Below are 18,996 nucleotides of genomic sequence, written 5' to 3'. Positions count from 1 at the left end.
CACATGAGCGACACTGACCCCTACCTCGGGGTTGCCCTGGAACGCCTTCAGCGCCTGGTGGAAGTCGGGTTCGAGAAGACCTCCGGTCAGACCGCGCTCATCCTGCTGCGGCTGGACCAGGTTGACGGCAAGCACGCCGAGTTGGCCAAGCAGGTCGATGAGATATCCGACCGGCTGAACACAGTGGACAAGCAGGCCGTCACCAACGAGCAGCTCAAGGACCGTACCCGGCTGATCCTCACCTTCGTGACCGCTCTGGTCGCGGTGGTCAGCGCCGTCTTCGCGGGCGTCCAGTTCTTCAGGCTCTGATCAAGAAGAAAGAAGTAGGGCCCTGCCGGTCGGCGGGGCCTTCGTCGTTTGGAGGTCTGCTCGATGACAACCGCTGCGCAGGTGATCGCACAGGCCAGGGCAGACCTGGGCATGCGTGAGAAGCCTCCCGGCTCCAACCTCGTACCCATCACCCGCGAGTTCGGTCGGATTCCCGGCTACCCCGGTGGAGGCTACGGCTACCCGTGGTGCGCCGCCGCCACCTCGATCTGGTGCCGGACGGCCGGACTCAAGCCGAACGCGGACTACCCGCACACCGCCAGCACGATCGCCCAGTACAACTGGGCCAAGACCAACAAGCAGTGGCACGCCGCGCCGAAGGCTGGCGACCTTGTCCTGTACTCCAAGGGCGGATCAGCCGGCATCTACCACGTCGAGCTGGTGGAGAAGGTCTCCGCCAGCAGCATCACGACGATCGGAGGCAACACCTCCGGATCGGACGGCAACGGCATCCAGGGCGAAGGAGACGGCTGCTACCGCAAGACCGTCTCCCTGGGCAACCACCTGATCTACGGCTACGTCCGGCCACGGTACGCCGGGGCTTCTGACGCACCCGATGAGCCTTGGGACGGCAAGTCCTACCCCGGCCACCTGATCCGCAGGGGCGACCACGGCGCAGAGGTCAAGGCGGTCCAGCAGCTCCTCAACACCTTCGGCGCGAAGCTGGCGGTGGACGCCGACTTCGGGCCTTCAACCGAACAGGCAGTGCGAACCTTCCAGCGGTCCGTCCGGTTGACGGTGGACGGCGTCGTGGGCAAGGACACCTGGAAGGCGCTGGCGGCCAAGCCCAAGGCAGCCCCCCAGCCTGCGACGAAGGCGCCCGCGGCTTCCCCCGTGCTGAAGGTCGGCGACTCCGGGCCTGAGGTCAAGCGTGCCCGCGACCGGCTGATCTCTCTCGGCTACAGCTACCTCAAGCCGGGCCTGAAGTGGGGCCCTCTCCAGACCGTCGCCGTCATGGACGCCCAGGCCCGCCACCGGCTGAAGGTGACCGGCCAGCTCGACGCCGCGACCCGCAAGGCCCTGGGCCTGTGAGGAGAACCCGATGGATGTGACTGAACTCCAGGCCAGCCTTCAGGCCCTGATGAACCAGCAGGCCGCCAAGCAGGCCCCGGCTCCTCAGCCCGAGCCGACGCCTGTCGAGACGACGGACGTGCTGGTAGCTGCTGCTCCCGACGACTTCTACGAGCGCTACTTCGTGCCCGTAGCCCAACCCCCCGACCGATCCAACGAGTTCGACGACCACCTGCTCGTGGTCAACGAGGAAGCAGGAGATGTGACTACCACCAAGACCGCGAACGCGGCCTACCGAGCCAAGCGAACCGGCGTCCAGGGCCTTCTGGCGACCGTCCTGGTCTCTGTGGGTGGCGTGCTGGGTGCCATCCAGCTAGACGCCGACATCGACTGGCGCGTGCTGGGGCTGCTGGTTGCCCAGGCCGTACTGACCGCCATCGTGTCCTACCTCCACACGGACAAGCGCGCGGAGGACACCTCCGAGTGACCCCGTAGCAAGAAGAAAGAACCCCCAACCCTCGCCCGGCTCTCGGGCGGGGGTTTTCGCATTCAAGGAAGAGGTATGGCGGGAACCTACCGCTTGAAGATCGACCAGGGCGCGACCCTGAACCGCCCTCTGCGCTGGCTCCACGATGGCGAGCCGAAGGATCTGACCGGCGCCGAGGCCCGGATGGAGATCCGTACGGCCGCAGGCGGCACGTTGATTCACCGGCTGGACACCTCCAACGGAGGCTTGGTCCTGGGTGCCGAAGCCGGCACGATCCTGATCCGTATCCCGGCTGCCATCTCCTCGACCTGGCGAACGTTCCAGGGGGTCTACGACCTGGAGATCGTCTTCCCCGACGAGACCGTGGTTCGTCTTCTCCAAGGCCCCGTCGTGATCTCTGCGGAGGTGACGACCGGTGAGTGACATCGTTGAGATCGACATCGACGACGTGCTGAGCTTCGAGTTCTCCGACACGCTCGAAGTCGTCGAGGTGGGCTACCTGTCTGGCGGCGGCTCAGGAGGTACAGGCCCGAGAGGCTACAGCGCCTACGAGATCGCCGTTCAGGAAGGCTTCGCCGGGACCAAGTCCCAGTGGCTCGCATCCCTCGAAGGGCCTGCTGGCGAACCCGGCCCTCAAGGACCTGCGGGAGTCCAGGGGCCGAAGGGTGACCAGGGCCTCGAAGGACCCTCAGGTCCTCAGGGCGTCGAAGGCCCTCAGGGGCCGGTCGGCCCCACTGGTCTCCAGGGTGAACCTGGCCCGAAGGGTGATCCTGGTGAGCGGGGGCCTAAGGGCGATCAAGGTCTACAGGGACCTCCGGGGGCTGATGGTGCTCAGGGACCCGCAGGCGCTGACGGCGCCCCTGGTCTCCAGGGGCCGAAGGGTGACCAAGGGGATCAAGGCCCCCAGGGCATTCAAGGGCCCAAGGGAGACCCTGGCGACGGCGGGTCCATGTTCGGACCTGGGGACTTCAGCGTGTTCCCGCTCCGGGGGTACGGCCTGAAGTTTGCCTCGGCCGATCCAGCAGAGTTCATGGCCAGCAACACCCTGGACAACAACCTGCTGCAAGGGGCACGTGTCTGGGTGCCGGGTGGGGTCCCGATCGCTAACTTGTGGGCTGCCGTCCGCAACGGTGGAACGTACGCCACCAGCAGCACGCCGAACACGATCGGGCTCTACACAGACAGCGGCCTCTACGTCGCATCTCTTGCACCGGACCCCAACCTGTGGACTGCCGCAGGCTGGCGCGGAGGTGCACTGGCCTCTCCGATTCCGGCGCAAGAGGAGGGGCGCTTCGTCTACATCGTGATCCTTGCAGGAGGTATGGCGGGCCTCTTCATCCCGGCTCCGGCCCAAGCGAATGACGCGAACGCGGCGTGGTTCGCCATCCCCGTCCCAGGGACAGTTCCCTTGCGTAAGCGGGGGTTCTATCAGTTCGGAGTGTCCGCCCTTCCGGCCTCTTTTGATCCTGAAACGTATGGAACCTCCACCCCGTTCTTCCCGCTCGTCGGCGGGAACTGAACGAAGGCCCTTCCCAGATGGACCAAGCCCCCAGCCTCACGGCTGGGGGCCTTTCGTCGTTTAGGACGGGAACTCCTGATCTCTGTCCCTCGTTCACGAAGCATGACCAAGACGGAGATCGAGGTCTAGGAAGTTGGGAGGCGTCACCTTCGGTGATGTCCTCCCTGTCATCCTTGGATTGCTGGTGATCGTGCTGTCGCTGGTTTGGTTCAGAGGGGTTGCGCAACTTCTGCGCACTGAATCCACCCTGCCGATCAAGCGCGTCGCTATTTCACTGGGGATGAAGCCTTCGCTAGAGATCGAATGCTACGAAGTGCCTGACCCGCCTAATCGCCCGGAGTCCCGGGCGATCGAGGCCGAGGAGAAGGTTCAAGCGGAGCCAGCTAGTTAACCCCGACCTGGTATTCCCTAAAATGAGTGAGTGGGCCTCGGACGTTATCGCCCGAGGCCCCGTCATGTAAGCCGGGGTCTTTGTCTGCGCCCCGACGAGGTTCACCCCTCAGGCGTTGAGCAGCTTCTCGAAGGCGGTCGTAGCGTCGATCAACCGCTTCATGGACCGGCCGTCCTCGACGACTTCACACCATGCACGTAGCGCCTCGGCGCGGTGCCGAGCAGCCTTCTCGAAGGTACCGGCCTCACGGAGCGTGTCCCCGCAGTAGACGTAGACCTCCGCACCCAGGTTCCACACCAGGGCGTTGGCTGCGGAGCAGGCCGCCGAGATGGGGTCGATGTCCACCATGTGCCAGAGGTAGTCCGCAGGCTCTCCCCCGAGCTGCTTGATGCGGTGGGCGTAGGCACGGACCAGACCTCCGGTGCCCGAGGCAGGCTCCATAACCTGCTCACCCTTCTCAGGCAGCTCCCTGAGCATGAAGGCGGCCATGGTGTCGCAGACATCGGGCGGGGTGTGGAACTCCCCCAACCACTTTCGAGCCCCACGCGAGCGCAGCCCGGTGACGACGAAGCTCAGGATGTCGGTCTCAAGCCCCTGGTAGGACTTGATCCGCCTACGCAGGGCCGTCTCCGCGACGGCCTTGGCCGCTGTCACGAGGTGATCACTGGGCTGGTCGAGCCAGCTCGTGATGGGGCGGGCCATCGTCGCGAGGTGCGGGTGCTCCAGCCACCAGTGCCCCCAGACCTTCCGCAGCAGGTCCGTGAACTCTCCGTTGGTCATGGTGGGCAGCCGGGTCAGAGCCTGTGGGCTCGTGACGAGCACGGAGGCCACCACGCCCACGGGGACCTCCATCCCCCCTGATCCGTAGTGGCTATACCACGCTGCATTCACTGCTTCGGCGATCGGGCGTTCAGGGCGCATCCGGCCCCTTCCTGTTTTTGGGCATGAAAAAGCCCCGGCCGAGGGCGACCGGGGCGGATCTTGCTATTCGGTTATTGGGCCTTTTCCAGCAGTTGTTCCTTGCACCCGAGCAAGAACGCCTCCTCGTCCGCGTCCCCCTTCGGCCTGGACCATTCAGGCCCCTTCACCACATTGCTCACCGAGTGGGCGAGCGCCTCCGTGCAGGTCGCGTAGTTCTTCACTGGCACGTCGAGGTCCATGACGATGGCCGCCTGGCGGCCGTTCGCGTAGAAGAGGGATCGCCGCAGCTCGTCCTCGTCGGGTGGCCCGTACGCCGAGATGAGGGCGTAGGCGAGCGCACCCAGCGTCAGAACCTGGGTGACGATGAGGATCTTGGTCAGGTGCTTCAAGGCAGGGGGTCCCTTCGCGTCAGATGAGACACGAGGGTACAGCCTTCGCGATCGGGCCTATTTCGCCCGGAAACTACCCGTAGGCCAGGTGCTCGAAGCAGGCCGTGGCCGTACGCCGGTTGGGGAAGTAGCGGGTCCTGTGCGGGTCAGGACTGGCACCGAAGTGGCTGCGCTGAACGAACCACCTCCCACTGCCACCAGCGAGGGTGAACGTCACCGTTCCGGCCCCCGCGATGTCTCGGTCCTCCCTCTCGTAGTAGCGAACCCTGCGCCCCTTCCTGTCCTTAGGGATCTTCGGCTTCCAAACGATGGCGTCGGGGTCGTAGCTCATGACGTCGGGTACTTCGTCGTGGCCACCAGGCCGTTGTCCACGTGGCGGTTGTAGATCCCGATCAGGTGGTCGATGAGCTGTGACAACTCCTCAGGGTTGACCGCGACGGTCCCGACCATCTCCACGGCCGCCCCGGAGACCCGAGCAGTGAACGTTGTCGTGCCATTGTCGTAGCCGTGCACCGTGAGGGTGCGGTTCAGCCGCACGCCGGTGATGTAGTCCTTGATCGTAAACATGTGACCTTCCCAGACAGCAAGAAGGCCCCCTCAGTCATCCGAGGGGGCCTTCCGGGAACTCAGCTAAAGCGCGTATTCAGTTCTTGAGGCGGCTTCCACTAGACGTGGCTCCCGAGACAGCCAGTACTTCTTGGACTGGGTCTCCCAGGTGGCCCAACTGGTGGCAGCTCGACCGCCGTACTGCGGTAGTGGCTCCGAGCAGAGCATGACGTGGGGACGCCACGGAAGCACTGCGAGGTCCTCTTCGAGTGGGGGGAGCGCTTCGATGCCCTCTAGAGCCCATATCTCTGCACGCCTGAACAGCAGGTGGGAGAAATCTGGGTATATCAGTGGATCGCCGAAGATATGCCCGTCTGGGCACTTCGCCCAATTGAGTTCTCCTGATGCCTCCCCGTGGCGCTCCACAACCACGAGGAACCGCTCTGATCTGCACTCTCGGCAGCGCAGTTGATACCCGTTCCATATCAACGGGTACGTGACCTCCGTGCAGGTGAATGGTTCCTCTACATCGCTCAGATCGTAGGACTTGAAGAACATAGAGGGATTGTTCTAGCCCTTAGCCTGCACGGGAGGGGGAGCCACAAGGATGTGGCTAGTCCGCGGAGCGCCTGACCGCGATCTCGCGGGAAGCGATGGCGTTGGTGACACCGGGATCTTCGCCGTGCGGTGTCACCAGGAGGTCGCCGTTGACGCCGGCCCTCAGCGTGTGGGCCTCGACCCACTCCCAGACCTCGCGGCGAACGTCCATCACCAGAAGCGGACACCCCTTCTCGAACAGCAGGCTGCCGTTCCAGCTCTCCGGGATCGGGTCGTCCACGGACTCGCGAGGAACGATCGTCAGCGTGTACCGAGTCAGGCCCTCGTACGGGTCGTAGCTGAAGGACAGCGACACCTTGCCAACGTGGTAGTCGTACTCGCCATCGCTGTAGTCGTCCCAGTAAGTCCAGCGAGCTTCGTGGCGGCCCCTCCTCGACACGTCCACCAGTTGAACGCTGGTCAGCAAGGTCTCGTTGGCCTCCTTCAGGTAGAGCGCAACGCCCGACCAGTCGGCTTCCTTAGGAGTGATCTGGCCTTCAGCCACTCTCTGCTGAGCGCCGATGTAGTTCTTGACCCACTGGTCGTACTCGACGACTTGCACGCCAGCGGCGTGTACCTCGATAACTGCTCGCCCTTGAAGGGACGTGCCGCAACCCATCAGATACCTCCTGTTACCAACCTGCTGGTTGAGGCCGGACCGAACGGCCTTGACCGTGCACGACCCGAGGCCGCACACGATCAGGGGGATTCGGGGGGCTCAGAATGCGGCCAGGACCTTGACGCTCTGCTCCTGGTCCTCATCGGCGACTTCATCAATCCAGGTGAAGAGGGTCGCGGGGCGCCCACCTTCGGAGCGCATCTTGGTGGTCTTGATCTGTGCACAGCCATCCACGACGGCCCGGATCTCCTGAGCCCGGACCCTCTGGAACTTGCGGGCGACCTCGGTCGAAGTCACGCCCTGCTCTCCGGCCTCCCGGACGTAGGCGATGATCCGAGCCGGGATGTCACTGCCGTCCGCCTCGGCTTCCGGCAGGGTGTACGTGACCGTCTCGACCATGTACTGAACCAAGCCCAAGGCAGCGTCGAAGTCGGCCACGCTCACCTCGGTTCGCTTGTCGGCGAGGGTGTAGAGCCCGGCGATGCGGATCATGTAGGCCATGGCCCGCTCCGTATACTGTCCCAGTTCCTCGTTGCCGGTCGTGAGCCCGTCGCAGATTTCCCTGTGCTTGCCCTCGAAGACCTTCGCGACCTCTTCGGGCACGACCAGGTCCGTGACCTCTTGCGCGTAGTTGACCATGCTCCGGAACCGGTTCCCCAGCTTGGCGATGGTCTCTTCCGGGTTCGGCGTGGCGAACACCGGCAATTTCTTCGACTGGATGACCCAGACCGGGAAGAACCGGTTGTACGTACCTCCGGTGGCGTCTTTCGAGCCGCTGATTGCACCCCAGTTCTTCGGCTGGATGTGCCCGACAATCGCGACGTGTGGCTTCTTGATCGTCAGGTCTGTCTGGCTGGTGCGGTGGGTGATGGATGCGCCGTCCCACGCCTTGCGCAGGTAGGTGCCGATCTTCGTGTCCCGCTTCGAGTTCGAGATGAAAGTATCCATCTCCTCCTCGACGAAGAGGACAGGGGCGGCCACTCCGCGAATCGCGCGCTCGGCCAGCTCCCCGGCGAACCCGAGCCCCGTGGCGGGGCAGCCGTACACCACGTTGTTCTCGTGGAAGGAGGCCAGGCCCGCCTCAACGACCTTCATCGCGATGCCGGTCGCCGTTCCCTTGCGGCCGACGCCGGTCGGGCCAACCAGGACCGGCCAGAAGGACAAGGGCATCGACCCCTTCCCCGTACCGACACCAGGGAGGTTTCCCACGGCGGCGCTGAACCCTGACAGCAGGGTTGCCAACACGCCGACCTTCGATCCTTCGGTGTACTTGTCCAGCTCGGTGACCATCTTCCCGAGCGGCCCGGTGAACATCTCAGGCGCTGGGGTGGGCATCTGATTCGAGGTGCTGCTCATTACCAATCTCCTGTATGAAGGAAGAAGTAAGCCGTTGTAGAAGCTCGGTGAGAGGCATCCGACGCCGGATGCCTCAGGCCCAACCGCTACGCGACGGCCAGCTCGCCCTTGAGAAGGCCGACACGCTTCATGTGTTCGGTCAGGGCCTTCTTCAGTTCCGGCCCACAGTGGCCAATGGTGCGAACCCGCAGGCGGCCATGCACCGGCTCAATCCACACTCGGAAAGCGTTCTGAGGAGCGCCGTGCTCGCGGGCAATTCGGACCTGGTCTGCCGTCCAATGGTCGAATGAGCCCACGTAGTGGCAGTAGCCGACGATGTAAGGGAATTCGGCGATGTCCTGAGGGGTAACACCCATGGTATGTCCCTTTCAAGGAATGGGTGGATCAAAGCGAGCTAGAAGCTCAGCAAAGGCCCCCGAAGGGGCCCGAACCCAACTGCTAGTTGAATGTGAAGTGCAGGAAATGGGCGGTGTCTGGGTACACGAACGGGCTCACGTCCACATGCATGGCGCAGACCTCATAGATGTAGTCGCTGACATACCCGTCCTCTTCGTCGATTCCGAAGTCCTTCTCGAATGCCTCTTGGAAAGCACTCCACAGTTCCGGGTGTTCGTCGAGACCGGTCAGCTCCATCTCCTCGGGCATCACGAGGACGAGAACAACCGGCTGTGAGTCTTCGAACGGGGCGAACCAGTCGCAGATCAGAGAGACGGTCTTCACTTCAGATAGCCTCTTCCAGCTCGTCGCTCAGGCCCTCGACCCACAAGGACAGGCTCTCGGCCGTACCCCATCCGTGGATTTCCTCGTGAGCGTGAATCACGGCACGCCTGAGGACCTCGGCCCACCCCTCTTCAGGAACGGCCCGGAGCTGGTCGGCGATGATGTCCACGGCCATTTCGACCTCGTCGCCGTCGTTCACGTTTTTGTTCCGGTAGTCCTGCTGGACGCTGCATGCCCTGGAAATCGAGTCGCTCATGGTCAGTTCTCCGTCTCTTCGTTAAGTCCGAGCAGTTCTTTCAGGAGGCAGAGCCCGCAGGTGGTGTGGCCGTTTTCCACGACCCACTCATTGAGTGGTTCACCGCAGCCTTCACACATCGCATTCACCTTTCCCGAGATCGAGCCAATCTCGGAGAAGCGGCCCGAAGGCCGCCAATCCCAAACGGGCTAGCTCTTGGAATAGGTAGTAACGCCTTGCATCCATGCATTCAGCAGTACGTCCCGCGCTTCAACAGCACTCAGGCCCACGAACACGATGAGTTCATTCCGCATGCCTAGGAAGCTGTGCGGGCCGAACCGCTTCCCCGGTAGCGCGTCGCACGTGAGGGTGTACTTCGCAGCCAGCGCATCAGCGGGGTTCTTGGAGCCCTTCCGGGCTACCGTGATCAGCATTTCTCGGCTCCTCACATGTAGCGGAAGACGTTGCCACCGGAGGAAATCCAGTGGTCCTGTTCCCAAGCGATGGTGTCCACGGTGACCTGGAACCCAGCCGGGCAGTGAGCCAACTCGGGATACAGCTCATCGGCCATGTGCCAGGCGTAGTCCTCAATGGAGTCGTACCGGCCGCAGTAGGCGTCCTGCCATTTGCTGAGCGCCTCGTCGAGGTTCTCCATGCCTCCGATGTGCGCCAGGTAGTCACTGAAAGCGTCCCGGTCGCTCTCGGCGATTTCGCAGAGGGCTTCGTGCGTCTCCCAGATCCGGTCAAGGTCGGGGTATTCGCTGACTGAGATCCCGTAGTCGCTTTCGTAGTCCCCGAGGATGATTTCCTCGGCACCCTTCGTGACCTCAAAAACCTTCGCCTTGAACTCGTCGGCGTCGGAGTGGTCGTCGAGGTCAACCCACCCGCCGATCAGGTGTCCGCCGACGTAGGCGGAGAGGTTCCAGAAGTGCACCCGCATAGTCGAGGAACCAGTGCGAGAAGAAAGAAGCATGGCTGTCTCCTTTATGCTGTAGATCTTTGAGCGGATTGCTCGGTAAGGCGGCCCGAAGGCCGCCAGGCCCAACCTTCCGCTAGCTAGTAATCGGCGAGGAACATTTCCATGTGTTCACCGCAGTACCATTCGCCGTCCTCTTCACCCGTGGCATCCTCCGGGCATTGTTCGATCGGCAAACCTCCGCTGATGTTCCATTCGCAGCGCGGCTTTTCCAGCAATTCTGTTGAGATGACCGTGGCCTCGATCCGCCTTTCCCCGGAGGCGTGGGACTTGCATACGCTGAAACTCCACTTGACTTCGGCTGGCAGGAGAACCTGAGCCTTGTGCGTTGCATCGTCCTGGCACAGGAACACTTCACACTGCATCTGAAGCCCTCTCACACTTGTGCTCGTATCCTTTGACAACCAGGCATTCAAGCCAGTCGCCGCTCTCGATTTCGTAAACCACGGACTTGCAGTGGACGCATTTCAGTTCCATGCCGTAGTCCGCGTCATTAATCGTGAAGTCCTTGATCAAGTCAAGGGCGCCCATAATGCACATCGCTATTTCCCTTTAGCCTCAGTCCAGACGACCCAGGTCACGGCCTGAACCACCTGCGGAATGCAATGGACCCTCTGAGCGGATTCCCGATAGACCTGCACCAGCAGGTCATATCGAGATCCCGCCTTCAGGCCCCTGTCTCGACTCCCGTACCGCTCACCCACAGCGATGTCATGCGCGTGCCGGTCAATGCAGACCGGTTCAGGGTCAGACGGGTTGAGAATGCATCGGTAGAAATGCCCGGTCTTGCTAGCCATCGGGAGAACATCCTCCGGGCGTTCCCCAGACATAATCCGGGCAGCTTTCCGGAGTGCATCCCCCACATGCCCGGAGGGCTTCCCCTCCACAAATGCGCGGGCAGCGAGTTTCACGTTGTAATCCCAAGAGGTATTCGCCGAAAGCGCGGCGATAACGCCAGCACCAGCGGCTACATTCCCTCCCGACAGCAGGCGGGCGAGTTGATTCGCACCCGTATACCACGTAAATCCACGGGACATCTGGCCGTATGTGGCGGAATCCCAGACGGCGAGAACGTTACTCACAAGGAGTTCCCGAGCCTCTTTGTCTGGGTTGAGGGGGATGACCATCACAAACCCTTTCCGGGCATTATTGAGCTAGGAATGCGAGTGTCCCTAGTCGCGTTTGAGGCGCTTACTCCCTGGTCACAGGGCTAGGGACTGTCGATCAGTCGTCGATTGCGTGGGACTTCAGAGCGGCACTGAATGGCTCCATATCCTCCTTATTTCTGCGTGCGGCATTGAGCATGATGAATAGCTGAGTCGCATACCTGCACTGGTCCGCATATCCCATGGAGCTTTTCCGGCCGTCCGGGTGGATGTGAATGCGGACGTTGCATCCGCATTTCAGAATCCGCGTTTCCTTGCGCACCCGCATATCTACCAACCTCTTTTTACCAACCTCTTGTTTGAGCCCAAAAAAAGGGCCTAGATAGCCTCATACGCGAGGTACTCGTACCGGCCACCCTCGACCGCGAACCAGACTTGAACCGGAATCCCGGACCCGACCGGATAGCTGCGTGCCCACTCAACCGCGGACCCATAATCCTGGGTCTCCCGCAGCAGGCGGCGGCGCATCGCGTGACGGATCTTGAACATCGCTCTCCCCTTCCCCACCCTCAGGCGGCGAAGTAGTTTGTCTGGTCCCGATACCAGCCTTCGATCAGGGAGAACGCCTCCCACTGGTCGAAGCACGTCCCGATCAGGCAGACCTTCTCCTCCCTCACCACGTAAGCCTCGTGGAACTCCCAGGTGGTCGAGCTGATCCGCTCCCTGCGGCGCATGGTGAGCCCCTTCGTCTCCCCGGCCCCGCTGATCATCGCCAGGCCGTCCCGATGGGGATGAGCCCCGTACTCAAAGTCGATCATGCGTGTCTCCGTTTCCGGTGGTCTTGCGTGCGTTCCGGGGGATCGAACCCCGAGCCCCCCTTGCGGGGGGCTGACCACCAGGGCGAACGCGCCCGCCTAGCGGGCGCAGAGCCGGTCGTACCTGGCGGCGGCTTCGCCGCCCCAGTAGTAGCCGAGCTTCCGGTGCGCCTTCGCGTACCGGGCGATCTTGTAGACGGCCTCCGACCGGTCCCCCTTCGTGACGCAGATGATCACGCCGGGGTGGTTGTAGCTGAGCGCCCAGAACGCTTCCTGGGCGACCTTGCCGTGAGCGGCGTAGGCCACCGTCGGCTTCGCGGGCTTGGTCGGGGCCGCGTGTGCGACCCCCGCCGTTCCGGCCACCGTGGCGGCGGCGAGGACGAAGGCGATCGCTAGCTTGCGCAGCATGGGGTCCTCCGGTTGTGACCAGGGAGCCGGACCGCATGTCCGGCCCCGTGGCCACCGCCGGGGGGCGGTGGTAGTGCTGACGGGGTGCCCATGCCCGTACCGTCCGGGGATCGTCGCAGGGCTCTAGGGCTGCCCGCTGGGGTTCCGGTACGGCGCGCATCTTCAGGCGTGCGCTGCCATCTGTGCACTCGGCGTTCTGCCAGGCTGGGCCGTGCTCGACAGGGCCGCCCCCCGTAGGGGGTCGGTGGTCGCGGCGCTTCCTGGGGCTGCTTCGTGGTCAACTTCAACTGGCCGGTGGTGCTGGCCAGTGCGCAGGCGGCGGGCTGAGGCGCCCGCCATCGCTGTTGGGTCAGGCGGCCGAGGGAGTCACACTCTCCCCCGGCTCGCGGGGGCCGCCCGGTTGGGGCGGCGGGGCGGCGCGGTGCGCCGTGCTCCTGCTGGGCGGGGCTCTCGCCGGTCGGGCGGCGCGCTCCCCCGCACTCTGGCGGGTTCGTCGCGGGCCATCCGGTGCGGCGTAGTCTCCACTCTACAGAAGGTTGGTAGCTTTCGCCACCCCTGCCGCCTCGCTGGGAGGCGTGCCCCCGCTGTGAGGCGGGGGCCGCTGGGAGCCTGCCTGCCCTGGTGGGCGGGCCGCTCTCGGCGTGGCAACAGCTTGGCACAGGAGGTTGGTAACTGGCAAGAGCAGGTTGGTAATTGATGGCTGACCTGCGGCAAGGCGCGCTGTGGCGCAGCGTGCAGGGGCGGAGAGGGCGCGGTGAGGTGGCGCAGCGTGGCGCAGCGAGCGGCGCAGAGAGCGCGACTAAGGGCGCGCGGCAACACGAGGCATGGCGCAGCGAGAAGAAAGAAGGGGGCCGAGCTGGGAGTTCGTTACTTCTTGCGTCGGGGCGTACTCACCCGCTGTCGATCATGGGATGCGCTGGTCAGCGCGGGAGTGGGGGGGTACATACATACGCCTGCGCGCGAGCCCGAGGGTCCTGCCTCCTCCGACCAAGTACAAGTCTGGGGCCTCGCTGCAAGGCCCCTCAAGGGCCTGCCGGCCAGGGCTTGGAGGAAGGACGCCCGGACGCCAAAAACCCGCTCAGAGGGCCTTTCCAGGGCCTTCGACGGGTGTTTTTGGGAGGCTTTTGAACTCTTGGTCGGCGGCCCTGAAACTGCCCCTGGGATTGGGGACTTGGGGGGGTGTTTCGGGCGTGATCTTCAGGCAGGAACTCGGTCGTAGGGAATCCAGAACTTCGTGGTGTAGAGCAAGCTGTTCACCTCGACCCCGATAACGGGGTTGCCCACGACGTCTTGGAGGCAGATGACCTCCATGGGGTTGGGCCAGGGAATGCCCAAGGTCCTTGTGACCTTGTAGAGCCAGCCTCCGTCGTACGGGACCCGGATGACGAACAGGTTGTTCGACTCGTGGAGGGTCTGCGGCTCGCCCACCGGCTTGCAGTGTCCGAACTCGAATGGCATCGGAGCGCCCTCGAAGGGCAGCGACCCCGTGTTCTCTGGGTTCCTGGGAATCCAGACGCCCACATAGCTTGCTTTTCTATCGGAGTGAGCTGAGATCACCTGCCCTTCGAAAAAGGGTACGGTGTAGTAACTCGTTTCTGCTCCGATATTCATCCCTTTCGGGATCGCATACTCGAATATATGCCCATCCCCATATGCATGGCGGACGACAGAGAACCCGTCCGGCCGAAGGATCATGATTTCAGGGTCCTTGACGGGGCGAAGAGGGTCGGCAGGCCCGTGTCTGGACGGGCCTTTTGTCATTTGAGGGTTGACTTCGGACATGTTGAAATTTGTACCAGTTGATCGGCCCCCATACGGTCTCGGGACCATTACACATGGTAAAGAGCAAGTCAAAGCTGACCCAAGGAAGGTAAAGGAGGATCTTCCTTTAGCTCGCCAAGACGTTAGGCCTACCGGCCTTGCGCCACTTCTGCTCGACGGTGAAGCTGACGCGGCCGTGAGTGTTCACCGGCATCCCCACGCTCTTGGCCCAGGCCCTCGCGAGGGTCGCGTCAGTGATCCGGCTCTCCCTGGCACGGCGACGGCCGCTGCTGATGTGTGTGGGCGTGGAAGTGCGGGTGGTGCTGAGGGCCGAGCCGTCGTCGATGACCTCCCAAGCCTTCTCGAACTCCCTCTGGTGCTTGTCACAGAGGTCGTTCTCCCGCTCCTCACCACGGATGTTGGTCCAGGAGTTGTGGTAGGTCGCCTCGGTCTTGTCGTCGGCGTGCTTGTCGCAGATGGTGATCATCTTGGTAGCCATGCTGTCCGCTCCCTCCGAGGACCAGGACCCGATAAGAAGTAAGAAGTTGGTGCCAGGCTCCTATAGTACCAACCTCTTGTGTGTCCTGATGGCTAGGGCTCTCCAGGTGGAGGAGAACTTCCTTGGTATACATCGGACCAAGTCCTTGACTGCCCGCCTCCTAAGGGTCCAGCCTCTCAGGGGCACAAGTTCCCGCAAGTTTTTACTACTGGAGGCGGCAATGGCACTACGGTTCATTGGCATCGACCCCGACACTGGCGACGCCAACTGCCCATCGGTCTGGGTCGATGAAAGGGATGGTTCCATCGTGATCCAGGGCTGGGAGGTCACCGACCCCGAGGAGCGGGCTCAGATCGCGGCCCGCAGCCCGATCGCCGACAACGAGAGAATCATCAGGATTCCTGATCGCATGAAGCACATCCTGAAGGAGGCATGCAGTGATCCAAGGCCCGATGACGTTCGCTGATATGATTGCGGGGTGTCATCGCTCAGCGCTGCACTTGGAGATGCGCGACATCTACACCCCTGATGACCCGCAGTACCTGCGGTGGAAGGCGGACGGGTCGATCGACCCGTCCGAGGAGCGTTGGCAGCAGTGGATGGGCATCGTCTCCTCCACGGTGCAGCGCGGAGTGGCTGTGCGTCGGGCTCGCATCGTGTCCGAGCCGGTAACCGACTTCATCCGCCACGAGTACGACCTAACCGGCCCCATGAACGTGGCTGCGGGCGAAGAGGTCCGCTGGCTACCTCGACGACAGGCGTCCGACCTGGCGCTTCCGGGGAACGACTTCTGGCTGTTCGACGATCACCTGGTGCGCTTCGGCTTCTTCTCTGGGGCTGGTGACTACCTCGGTGAGGAACTGACCGACGATCAGGCAGTGATCAAGCTCTGCGCAGCGGCATTCGACGCCGTGTGGGAGCGCGCAGTTGACCATGCGGAGTACCGGATCTCTTGATCGCTCGCCATGTCCCGTTCAACCCCGTCTCCTTCCTCCAGTGCACAAGCGGCCAGGAAGTCCGTAGCTGGTCGTCTGCGTGAGATCCGCCTTGACGCAGGTCTAAGCGCCCGTGCTGTTGCGAAGGCGGCGGGGTGGCACGAAAGCAAGTCATCGCGCCTCGAACACGGTCACAAAGCACCCTCCGATGCTGACATCCGGGCCTGGTGCAGGGCATGCGGGGCCGAGGATCAGATCCCTGATCTGGTCGCGGCCTCCCGCGCAGCTCATGAGATGTATGTGGAGTGGCGTCGGCGACACAGAGGCGGCCTGCGGCAAATCCAGGAGTCCAGTGTCCCGCTTTATCAGGCCACCGAGCTGTTTCGGGTGTACTGCTCCAATGTGATTCCCGGCCTTCTCCAAACTCCTGGATACGCCCACGCCATGTTGGCGGCCTTCGGCGCCTTCCACGGAGCCTCCAACGACACCGACGAGGCGGTGGAGGCACGTATGGCTCGGTCCCGAGTGCTATACGAGGGGAGCCACCGGTTCGCCATCTTGGTGGAGGAGTCGGTGCTGTACGCACGTATCGCTGATGCCGAGACCACAGCCGGCCAGCTCGGGCACTTGCTAGCGGTCATGTCGCTGCCCTCGGTGTCCCTCGGGGTGATCCCTCGCAGTGCCCCCCGGCGCATGTGGACCTTGGAAGCGTTCAACATCTTCGACGACAACAGGGTGTTCATCGAGCTGCTGTCGGCGGCCGTCACCGTCACTGCCCCCCATGAAGTGGCCTTGTATGTGCGTGGTTTTGGTGAACTGGCCGAATCAGCCGTATACGGTGCGCAGGCGCGGGCGCTCATCACCGCGGCCATCGACGCGCCCGCCTAGGGTTCCCGCAATTTTTGCAAGTTTTCGCACACTCGTTGAGACCACGGAACGCCTACTCCTACCGTCGAGGCATGACTTCCGCACAGACAGCACTGGAACCCGTCGCGGAGGGCCACAGCACCACGGACGGCAGCGCGCAGCAGCATCAGGCGAGCCTGCTGTCTGAGCTTGAACACCTGCTGCGAGCCCAAGACGTCAGGACCTCGATCACCCACCGGGTAGGGCTTCGCCTGCGCGATGACGAGACGAACCTCTTCCCCCGTACCGATCAGGTTGAGTTGGCGGTCTCCAGCCGTGAGGGCTGGGAGGTGGCCACCGTGACCGTGGGGCTGCGCTCCGGGTGCTTCATGGTCTGCTTGCCCGTGATCGGGATCGACTGCCAGGTGATAAGCGGTGATCGGCCGGACGCGGTGGTGAACGTGATCGTCGCGGTGCTTCCGAAGGAGACTTGATGACACGGGAGATCCCGGAGTTCGACGTGGTCGAGCGGGAAGACGGCTCCTTCGAGGCGTACCGCAGGGGCGCCCCGGCAACCACCGCCCCCAGCGTGACTGCCCCAACGTTCCGGGCGCTTGAGCTGGAGTGCCTGGCCGTACGGGTGACGTGGACACTGACCCCGCAATGGAGGGCACGGTGACCGCTCCTACGGCTGACCTACGCAAGCCGTACATCACGCCGTACGCCGAGGAGACGGTGGAACTGCCGCTGACCTTCGTGCACGTCGCCGGGGTGGACTGGCTGACCTACCGGGACACGCTGCCGGGTGAGTTCATGTTCGGGGTGCTGTGGGCGCGATGCGGTAACAGGCAGGACGGGACGGTCCTATGGTCCATGGTCCACACCCTGCGGCAGCGCCGCTGCATGCTTAAGGGACTGTGCCGGGTGTGCGGCCGACCGGCCGCCGACCCCGAAACGGGGCGCCTGTGGTGGGTGCTGGCCTCGCCCCCGCCGACTGACGGCGCAGCCCCCTGGCCGACCGTGAGCCCGCCGACCTGCCGGGAACACATAGCGGAGGCGTTGACCGCCTGCCCGCACCTGCGGCACGGGTCACCGTTCGTCTGCACGGTCAGCGACTACACCCCCATCGGCGTGCTCGCCAACCTCTACGGCCACGACGATGACGGCCGACTCGTCGAGACCCGCCACCAAATGGCGATCGGCCTGGACGACATCCACCTCCTGCCCCGGGCCCTGGCCACGCAGCTTCTCGTCAGCCTGCGCGACATCCGGCCCGAGGCCGTCTGAAGGCTCCCCGGCAGGGGTTCAGACATCAGGAAAGCCTCCTTGTCTGATTTGGCTCTCACTTCCCCTCCCCTGCCGGGCCTCATCCTGCATCCGTCGATTCTCACTAACAATCATTCGGAAGGATCTCCATGTCCGTCGTATTTTGGAGAATATGCCCCTCCTGTCAATCAGTAGTTCAGCTCGACTCCAATGGGAATGGAACATGCCCCTGCGGAAAACAGCTATCCGATTCGGATAGCGAGTCTGCCTAGTAGGGTTCTAGCTAGACCAGGCAGAAAGAAGTGAGAAGTCCCCTCTTCGGACAAAAAAAAAGACCCCCTGGCCTTTGGGCCAGGGGGCTTATTCATTTCCGGCTACTCCGTGGACGTGTGGATGATGCGGATCGGTCCGAACTCCGTGAGGAGCTGGCCCCAGGAGATGTCCTTGTACTCGATCTCGTGGACCGTGCAGTTCCAGCCGTTGGGGCGACGCTGCCAGGCGTCACTGTCTACGTCCAGGACTACGGAGTCGATCGCGGGCTCGCGGGTGTGGCCGCAGGTCGGACAGGCGCTCACGCCGAGACATCCTTGTCGCCGGCGTCGCCAGCGCTGATGAGGGTGATAGGGCCCAGCTCCCTAAGGAGCTGGACCCATGTCCAGTACGAGAAGTCGTCTCCGTCGATGGCGCAGTGCCAGATGCCATCCCCTCGGGCTTGCCAAGCGTCGCTGTGAGCGTCCAGGACGATGGCCTTGTGGCCCGTAGGCTCCTCGGTGATGACGGTCATGCACACTCTCCGTTCGGGGTAACGATGCGGGCCACGCCAGCACCGCGGATCAACTTCAAGCAGCCGACGCAGGGTTCGTCGGTGCAGTAGAGGGTGCTGCTTCCCTCACAGTCGTCCTTGCTGGCGTAGAGAAGGGCGTTGGCCTCGGCGTGGACGCTCCGACAGTCGCTATAACCGGGACACACCCCACCGCCATCGACACTGCGCAGCGCCAGGCCCACTCGTTCACAAGGGCTTGCAAGGCATCCAGGTGATCCGGGAGGAACTCCGTTGTACCCGGTGGAGGCGATCCTTCGGTCAGGTCGGACGAGGACGGCGCCGACTTGGCGCCGGGAGCAATCTCCACGAGCCGCCACTGCTCGGGCAATTCGAAGGAAGTAGTCGTCCCATGAGGGTCGGTCATCCAATGGTCCACATCGCTATCGACCAGACCGCGACGAAAAGTGCGGCTGAGTAGATGAGGCCAACGATGTCGTTGATCT

Annotated in this window: 35 protein-coding genes and 1 pseudogene; 13 read left to right on the top strand and 23 right to left on the bottom strand. The window is 63.3% G+C overall.

Going from position 1 to position 18,996, the window contains the following annotated elements:
• The first annotated feature begins 3 nt into the window (after nucleotides 1–3).
• The 6 genes from ABT340_RS15775 (at nucleotide 4) to ABT340_RS15750 (ending at nucleotide 3,735) form a co-directional block, all read left to right on the top strand.
• A complete protein-coding gene (locus ABT340_RS15775; RefSeq protein WP_352011449.1) occupies nucleotides 4–309 on the top strand; it encodes a hypothetical protein in 306 nt (101 codons plus the stop codon).
• Between the two features lie 63 nt (nucleotides 310–372).
• Nucleotides 373–1,359, top strand: coding sequence for a peptidoglycan-binding protein (locus ABT340_RS15770; protein ID WP_352011448.1), 987 nt, complete (start codon nucleotides 373–375; stop codon nucleotides 1,357–1,359).
• Nucleotides 1,360–1,369: 10 nt separating this feature from the next.
• Nucleotides 1,370–1,825, top strand: a complete 456-nt coding sequence (locus ABT340_RS15765; protein WP_352011447.1) for a hypothetical protein — start codon at nucleotides 1,370–1,372, stop codon at nucleotides 1,823–1,825.
• A 75-nt stretch (nucleotides 1,826–1,900) separates the two neighbouring features.
• Nucleotides 1,901–2,248: a hypothetical protein gene (locus ABT340_RS15760; RefSeq protein ID WP_352011446.1), complete on the top strand. Its 348-nt coding sequence runs from the start codon at nucleotides 1,901–1,903 to the stop codon at nucleotides 2,246–2,248.
• The gene (locus ABT340_RS15755) at nucleotides 2,241–3,344 is read left to right on the top strand and encodes a collagen-like domain-containing protein (protein WP_352011445.1); all 1,104 of its coding nucleotides are present in this window, start codon (nucleotides 2,241–2,243) and stop codon (nucleotides 3,342–3,344) included. Before ABT340_RS15760 ends, ABT340_RS15755 begins: the two co-directional genes overlap by 8 nt.
• Before the next feature lie 178 nt (nucleotides 3,345–3,522).
• Entirely contained in the window at nucleotides 3,523–3,735 is a 213-nt protein-coding gene (locus ABT340_RS15750; protein ID WP_352011444.1) for a hypothetical protein, read from the top strand.
• Between the two features lie 108 nt (nucleotides 3,736–3,843).
• Here the strand turns inward: ABT340_RS15750 and ABT340_RS15745 are convergent, their stop codons facing one another.
• The 20 genes from ABT340_RS15745 to ABT340_RS15655 form a co-directional block, all read right to left on the bottom strand.
• On the bottom strand, nucleotides 3,844–4,587 hold the full coding sequence (locus ABT340_RS15745; protein ID WP_352011443.1) for an N-6 DNA methylase: 744 nt from the start codon (nucleotides 4,585–4,587) through the stop codon (nucleotides 3,844–3,846).
• Between the two features lie 140 nt (nucleotides 4,588–4,727).
• Nucleotides 4,728–5,045 carry a hypothetical protein gene (locus ABT340_RS15740; protein ID WP_352011442.1) on the bottom strand — a complete coding sequence of 106 codons (318 nt, stop codon included), beginning with the start codon at nucleotides 5,043–5,045 and terminating at the stop codon, nucleotides 4,728–4,730.
• 73 nt (nucleotides 5,046–5,118) lie between these two features.
• Complete coding sequence (locus ABT340_RS15735; RefSeq protein ID WP_352011441.1) at nucleotides 5,119–5,376, bottom strand: hypothetical protein; 258 nt, start codon at nucleotides 5,374–5,376, stop codon at nucleotides 5,119–5,121.
• Nucleotides 5,373–5,612, bottom strand: a complete 240-nt coding sequence (locus ABT340_RS15730) for a hypothetical protein (RefSeq protein ID WP_352011440.1) — start codon at nucleotides 5,610–5,612, stop codon at nucleotides 5,373–5,375. The genes ABT340_RS15735 and ABT340_RS15730 overlap by 4 nt, the downstream gene beginning before the upstream one ends.
• A gap of 63 nt (nucleotides 5,613–5,675) precedes the next feature.
• Entirely contained in the window at nucleotides 5,676–6,149 is a 474-nt protein-coding gene (locus ABT340_RS15725) for a hypothetical protein (protein WP_352011439.1), read from the bottom strand.
• A gap of 55 nt (nucleotides 6,150–6,204) precedes the next feature.
• Nucleotides 6,205–6,750 carry a hypothetical protein gene (locus ABT340_RS15720; protein ID WP_352011438.1) on the bottom strand — a complete coding sequence of 182 codons (546 nt, stop codon included), beginning with the start codon at nucleotides 6,748–6,750 and terminating at the stop codon, nucleotides 6,205–6,207.
• A gap of 156 nt (nucleotides 6,751–6,906) precedes the next feature.
• Nucleotides 6,907–8,163 carry a DUF3987 domain-containing protein gene (locus ABT340_RS15715; RefSeq protein ID WP_352011437.1) on the bottom strand — a complete coding sequence of 419 codons (1,257 nt, stop codon included), beginning with the start codon at nucleotides 8,161–8,163 and terminating at the stop codon, nucleotides 6,907–6,909.
• 86 nt (nucleotides 8,164–8,249) lie between these two features.
• Nucleotides 8,250–8,519 (bottom strand): hypothetical protein, encoded by a 270-nt coding sequence (locus ABT340_RS15710; protein ID WP_352011436.1) that lies wholly within the window; start codon nucleotides 8,517–8,519, stop codon nucleotides 8,250–8,252.
• Between the two features lie 82 nt (nucleotides 8,520–8,601).
• Entirely contained in the window at nucleotides 8,602–8,883 is a 282-nt protein-coding gene (locus ABT340_RS15705) for a hypothetical protein (protein ID WP_352011435.1), read from the bottom strand.
• 1 nt (nucleotide 8,884) lies between these two features.
• A complete protein-coding gene (locus ABT340_RS15700) occupies nucleotides 8,885–9,139 on the bottom strand; it encodes a hypothetical protein (protein ID WP_352011434.1) in 255 nt (84 codons plus the stop codon).
• Between the two features lie 188 nt (nucleotides 9,140–9,327).
• The gene (locus tag ABT340_RS15695; protein WP_352011433.1) at nucleotides 9,328–9,552 is read right to left on the bottom strand and encodes a hypothetical protein; all 225 of its coding nucleotides are present in this window, start codon (nucleotides 9,550–9,552) and stop codon (nucleotides 9,328–9,330) included.
• 11 nt (nucleotides 9,553–9,563) lie between these two features.
• Nucleotides 9,564–10,052: an antirestriction protein ArdA gene (locus ABT340_RS15690; RefSeq protein ID WP_352011432.1), complete on the bottom strand. Its 489-nt coding sequence runs from the start codon at nucleotides 10,050–10,052 to the stop codon at nucleotides 9,564–9,566.
• 122 nt (nucleotides 10,053–10,174) lie between these two features.
• The gene (locus tag ABT340_RS15685) at nucleotides 10,175–10,459 is read right to left on the bottom strand and encodes a hypothetical protein (RefSeq protein WP_352011431.1); all 285 of its coding nucleotides are present in this window, start codon (nucleotides 10,457–10,459) and stop codon (nucleotides 10,175–10,177) included.
• Nucleotides 10,449–10,625 (bottom strand): hypothetical protein, encoded by a 177-nt coding sequence (locus tag ABT340_RS15680; RefSeq protein WP_352011430.1) that lies wholly within the window; start codon nucleotides 10,623–10,625, stop codon nucleotides 10,449–10,451. The genes ABT340_RS15685 and ABT340_RS15680 overlap by 11 nt, the downstream gene beginning before the upstream one ends.
• An 11-nt stretch (nucleotides 10,626–10,636) precedes the next feature.
• Nucleotides 10,637–11,221: a DUF7178 family protein gene (locus tag ABT340_RS42470; protein ID WP_502992508.1), complete on the bottom strand. Its 585-nt coding sequence runs from the start codon at nucleotides 11,219–11,221 to the stop codon at nucleotides 10,637–10,639.
• 357 nt (nucleotides 11,222–11,578) lie between these two features.
• Nucleotides 11,579–11,749 carry a hypothetical protein gene (locus tag ABT340_RS15675; protein ID WP_352011429.1) on the bottom strand — a complete coding sequence of 57 codons (171 nt, stop codon included), beginning with the start codon at nucleotides 11,747–11,749 and terminating at the stop codon, nucleotides 11,579–11,581.
• A 20-nt stretch (nucleotides 11,750–11,769) separates the two neighbouring features.
• Entirely contained in the window at nucleotides 11,770–12,018 is a 249-nt protein-coding gene (locus ABT340_RS15670; protein WP_352011428.1) for a hypothetical protein, read from the bottom strand.
• Nucleotides 12,019–12,114: 96 nt separating this feature from the next.
• A complete protein-coding gene (locus tag ABT340_RS15665; protein WP_352011427.1) occupies nucleotides 12,115–12,423 on the bottom strand; it encodes a hypothetical protein in 309 nt (102 codons plus the stop codon).
• 1,197 nt (nucleotides 12,424–13,620) lie between these two features.
• The gene (locus ABT340_RS15660) at nucleotides 13,621–14,205 is read right to left on the bottom strand and encodes a hypothetical protein (RefSeq protein ID WP_352011426.1); all 585 of its coding nucleotides are present in this window, start codon (nucleotides 14,203–14,205) and stop codon (nucleotides 13,621–13,623) included.
• Nucleotides 14,206–14,311: 106 nt separating this feature from the next.
• Nucleotides 14,312–14,683 (bottom strand): Lsr2 dimerization domain-containing protein, encoded by a 372-nt coding sequence (locus tag ABT340_RS15655; RefSeq protein WP_352011425.1) that lies wholly within the window; start codon nucleotides 14,681–14,683, stop codon nucleotides 14,312–14,314.
• On the opposite strand from ABT340_RS15655, the gene ABT340_RS15650 reads away from it, so the two are divergent.
• The 7 genes and pseudogenes from ABT340_RS15650 to ABT340_RS15620 all read left to right on the top strand — a co-directional run bounded on the left by ABT340_RS15650 (nucleotide 14,682) and on the right by ABT340_RS15620 (nucleotide 17,751).
• Nucleotides 14,682–15,149, top strand: coding sequence for a hypothetical protein (locus ABT340_RS15650; protein WP_352011424.1), 468 nt, complete (start codon nucleotides 14,682–14,684; stop codon nucleotides 15,147–15,149). The genes ABT340_RS15655 and ABT340_RS15650 overlap by 2 nt on opposite strands.
• The gene (locus ABT340_RS15645; protein WP_352011423.1) at nucleotides 15,121–15,639 is read left to right on the top strand and encodes a DUF6879 family protein; all 519 of its coding nucleotides are present in this window, start codon (nucleotides 15,121–15,123) and stop codon (nucleotides 15,637–15,639) included. Before ABT340_RS15650 ends, ABT340_RS15645 begins: the two co-directional genes overlap by 29 nt.
• Before the next feature lie 9 nt (nucleotides 15,640–15,648).
• Nucleotides 15,649–15,858, top strand: a pseudogene (locus ABT340_RS15640) (helix-turn-helix domain-containing protein); the annotation flags it as partial.
• A gap of 60 nt (nucleotides 15,859–15,918) precedes the next feature.
• Nucleotides 15,919–16,506, top strand: a complete 588-nt coding sequence (locus ABT340_RS15635) for a DUF5753 domain-containing protein (protein ID WP_502992511.1) — start codon at nucleotides 15,919–15,921, stop codon at nucleotides 16,504–16,506.
• Between the two features lie 71 nt (nucleotides 16,507–16,577).
• Nucleotides 16,578–16,958 (top strand): hypothetical protein, encoded by a 381-nt coding sequence (locus ABT340_RS15630; RefSeq protein ID WP_352011422.1) that lies wholly within the window; start codon nucleotides 16,578–16,580, stop codon nucleotides 16,956–16,958.
• Nucleotides 16,958–17,143, top strand: a complete 186-nt coding sequence (locus ABT340_RS15625; protein ID WP_352011421.1) for a hypothetical protein — start codon at nucleotides 16,958–16,960, stop codon at nucleotides 17,141–17,143. The genes ABT340_RS15630 and ABT340_RS15625 overlap by 1 nt, the downstream gene beginning before the upstream one ends.
• Nucleotides 17,140–17,751 carry a hypothetical protein gene (locus tag ABT340_RS15620; RefSeq protein WP_352011420.1) on the top strand — a complete coding sequence of 204 codons (612 nt, stop codon included), beginning with the start codon at nucleotides 17,140–17,142 and terminating at the stop codon, nucleotides 17,749–17,751. The genes ABT340_RS15625 and ABT340_RS15620 overlap by 4 nt, the downstream gene beginning before the upstream one ends.
• 353 nt (nucleotides 17,752–18,104) lie before the next feature.
• On the opposite strand, the gene ABT340_RS15615 is transcribed toward ABT340_RS15620, so the two are convergent.
• Genes ABT340_RS15615 through ABT340_RS15605 form a run of 3 tightly spaced genes read right to left on the bottom strand, consistent with a single transcriptional unit; the run spans nucleotide 18,105 to nucleotide 18,921 of the window.
• Entirely contained in the window at nucleotides 18,105–18,305 is a 201-nt protein-coding gene (locus ABT340_RS15615; protein WP_352011419.1) for a hypothetical protein, read from the bottom strand.
• A complete protein-coding gene (locus tag ABT340_RS15610; RefSeq protein WP_352011418.1) occupies nucleotides 18,302–18,514 on the bottom strand; it encodes a hypothetical protein in 213 nt (70 codons plus the stop codon). Before ABT340_RS15610 ends, ABT340_RS15615 begins: the two co-directional genes overlap by 4 nt.
• Nucleotides 18,511–18,921, bottom strand: coding sequence for a deoxycytidylate deaminase (locus tag ABT340_RS15605; RefSeq protein WP_352011417.1), 411 nt, complete (start codon nucleotides 18,919–18,921; stop codon nucleotides 18,511–18,513). Before ABT340_RS15605 ends, ABT340_RS15610 begins: the two co-directional genes overlap by 4 nt.
• Between the last annotated feature and the right edge of the window lie 75 nt (nucleotides 18,922–18,996).

The organism is Streptosporangium sp. NPDC000239 (assembly GCF_040300765.1).
GTDB lineage: Bacteria > Actinomycetota > Actinomycetes > Streptosporangiales > Streptosporangiaceae > Streptosporangium.
The sequence above is the reverse complement of the archived record's forward strand: the minus strand, read 5'-3'. Positions and strand labels throughout refer to the sequence as shown.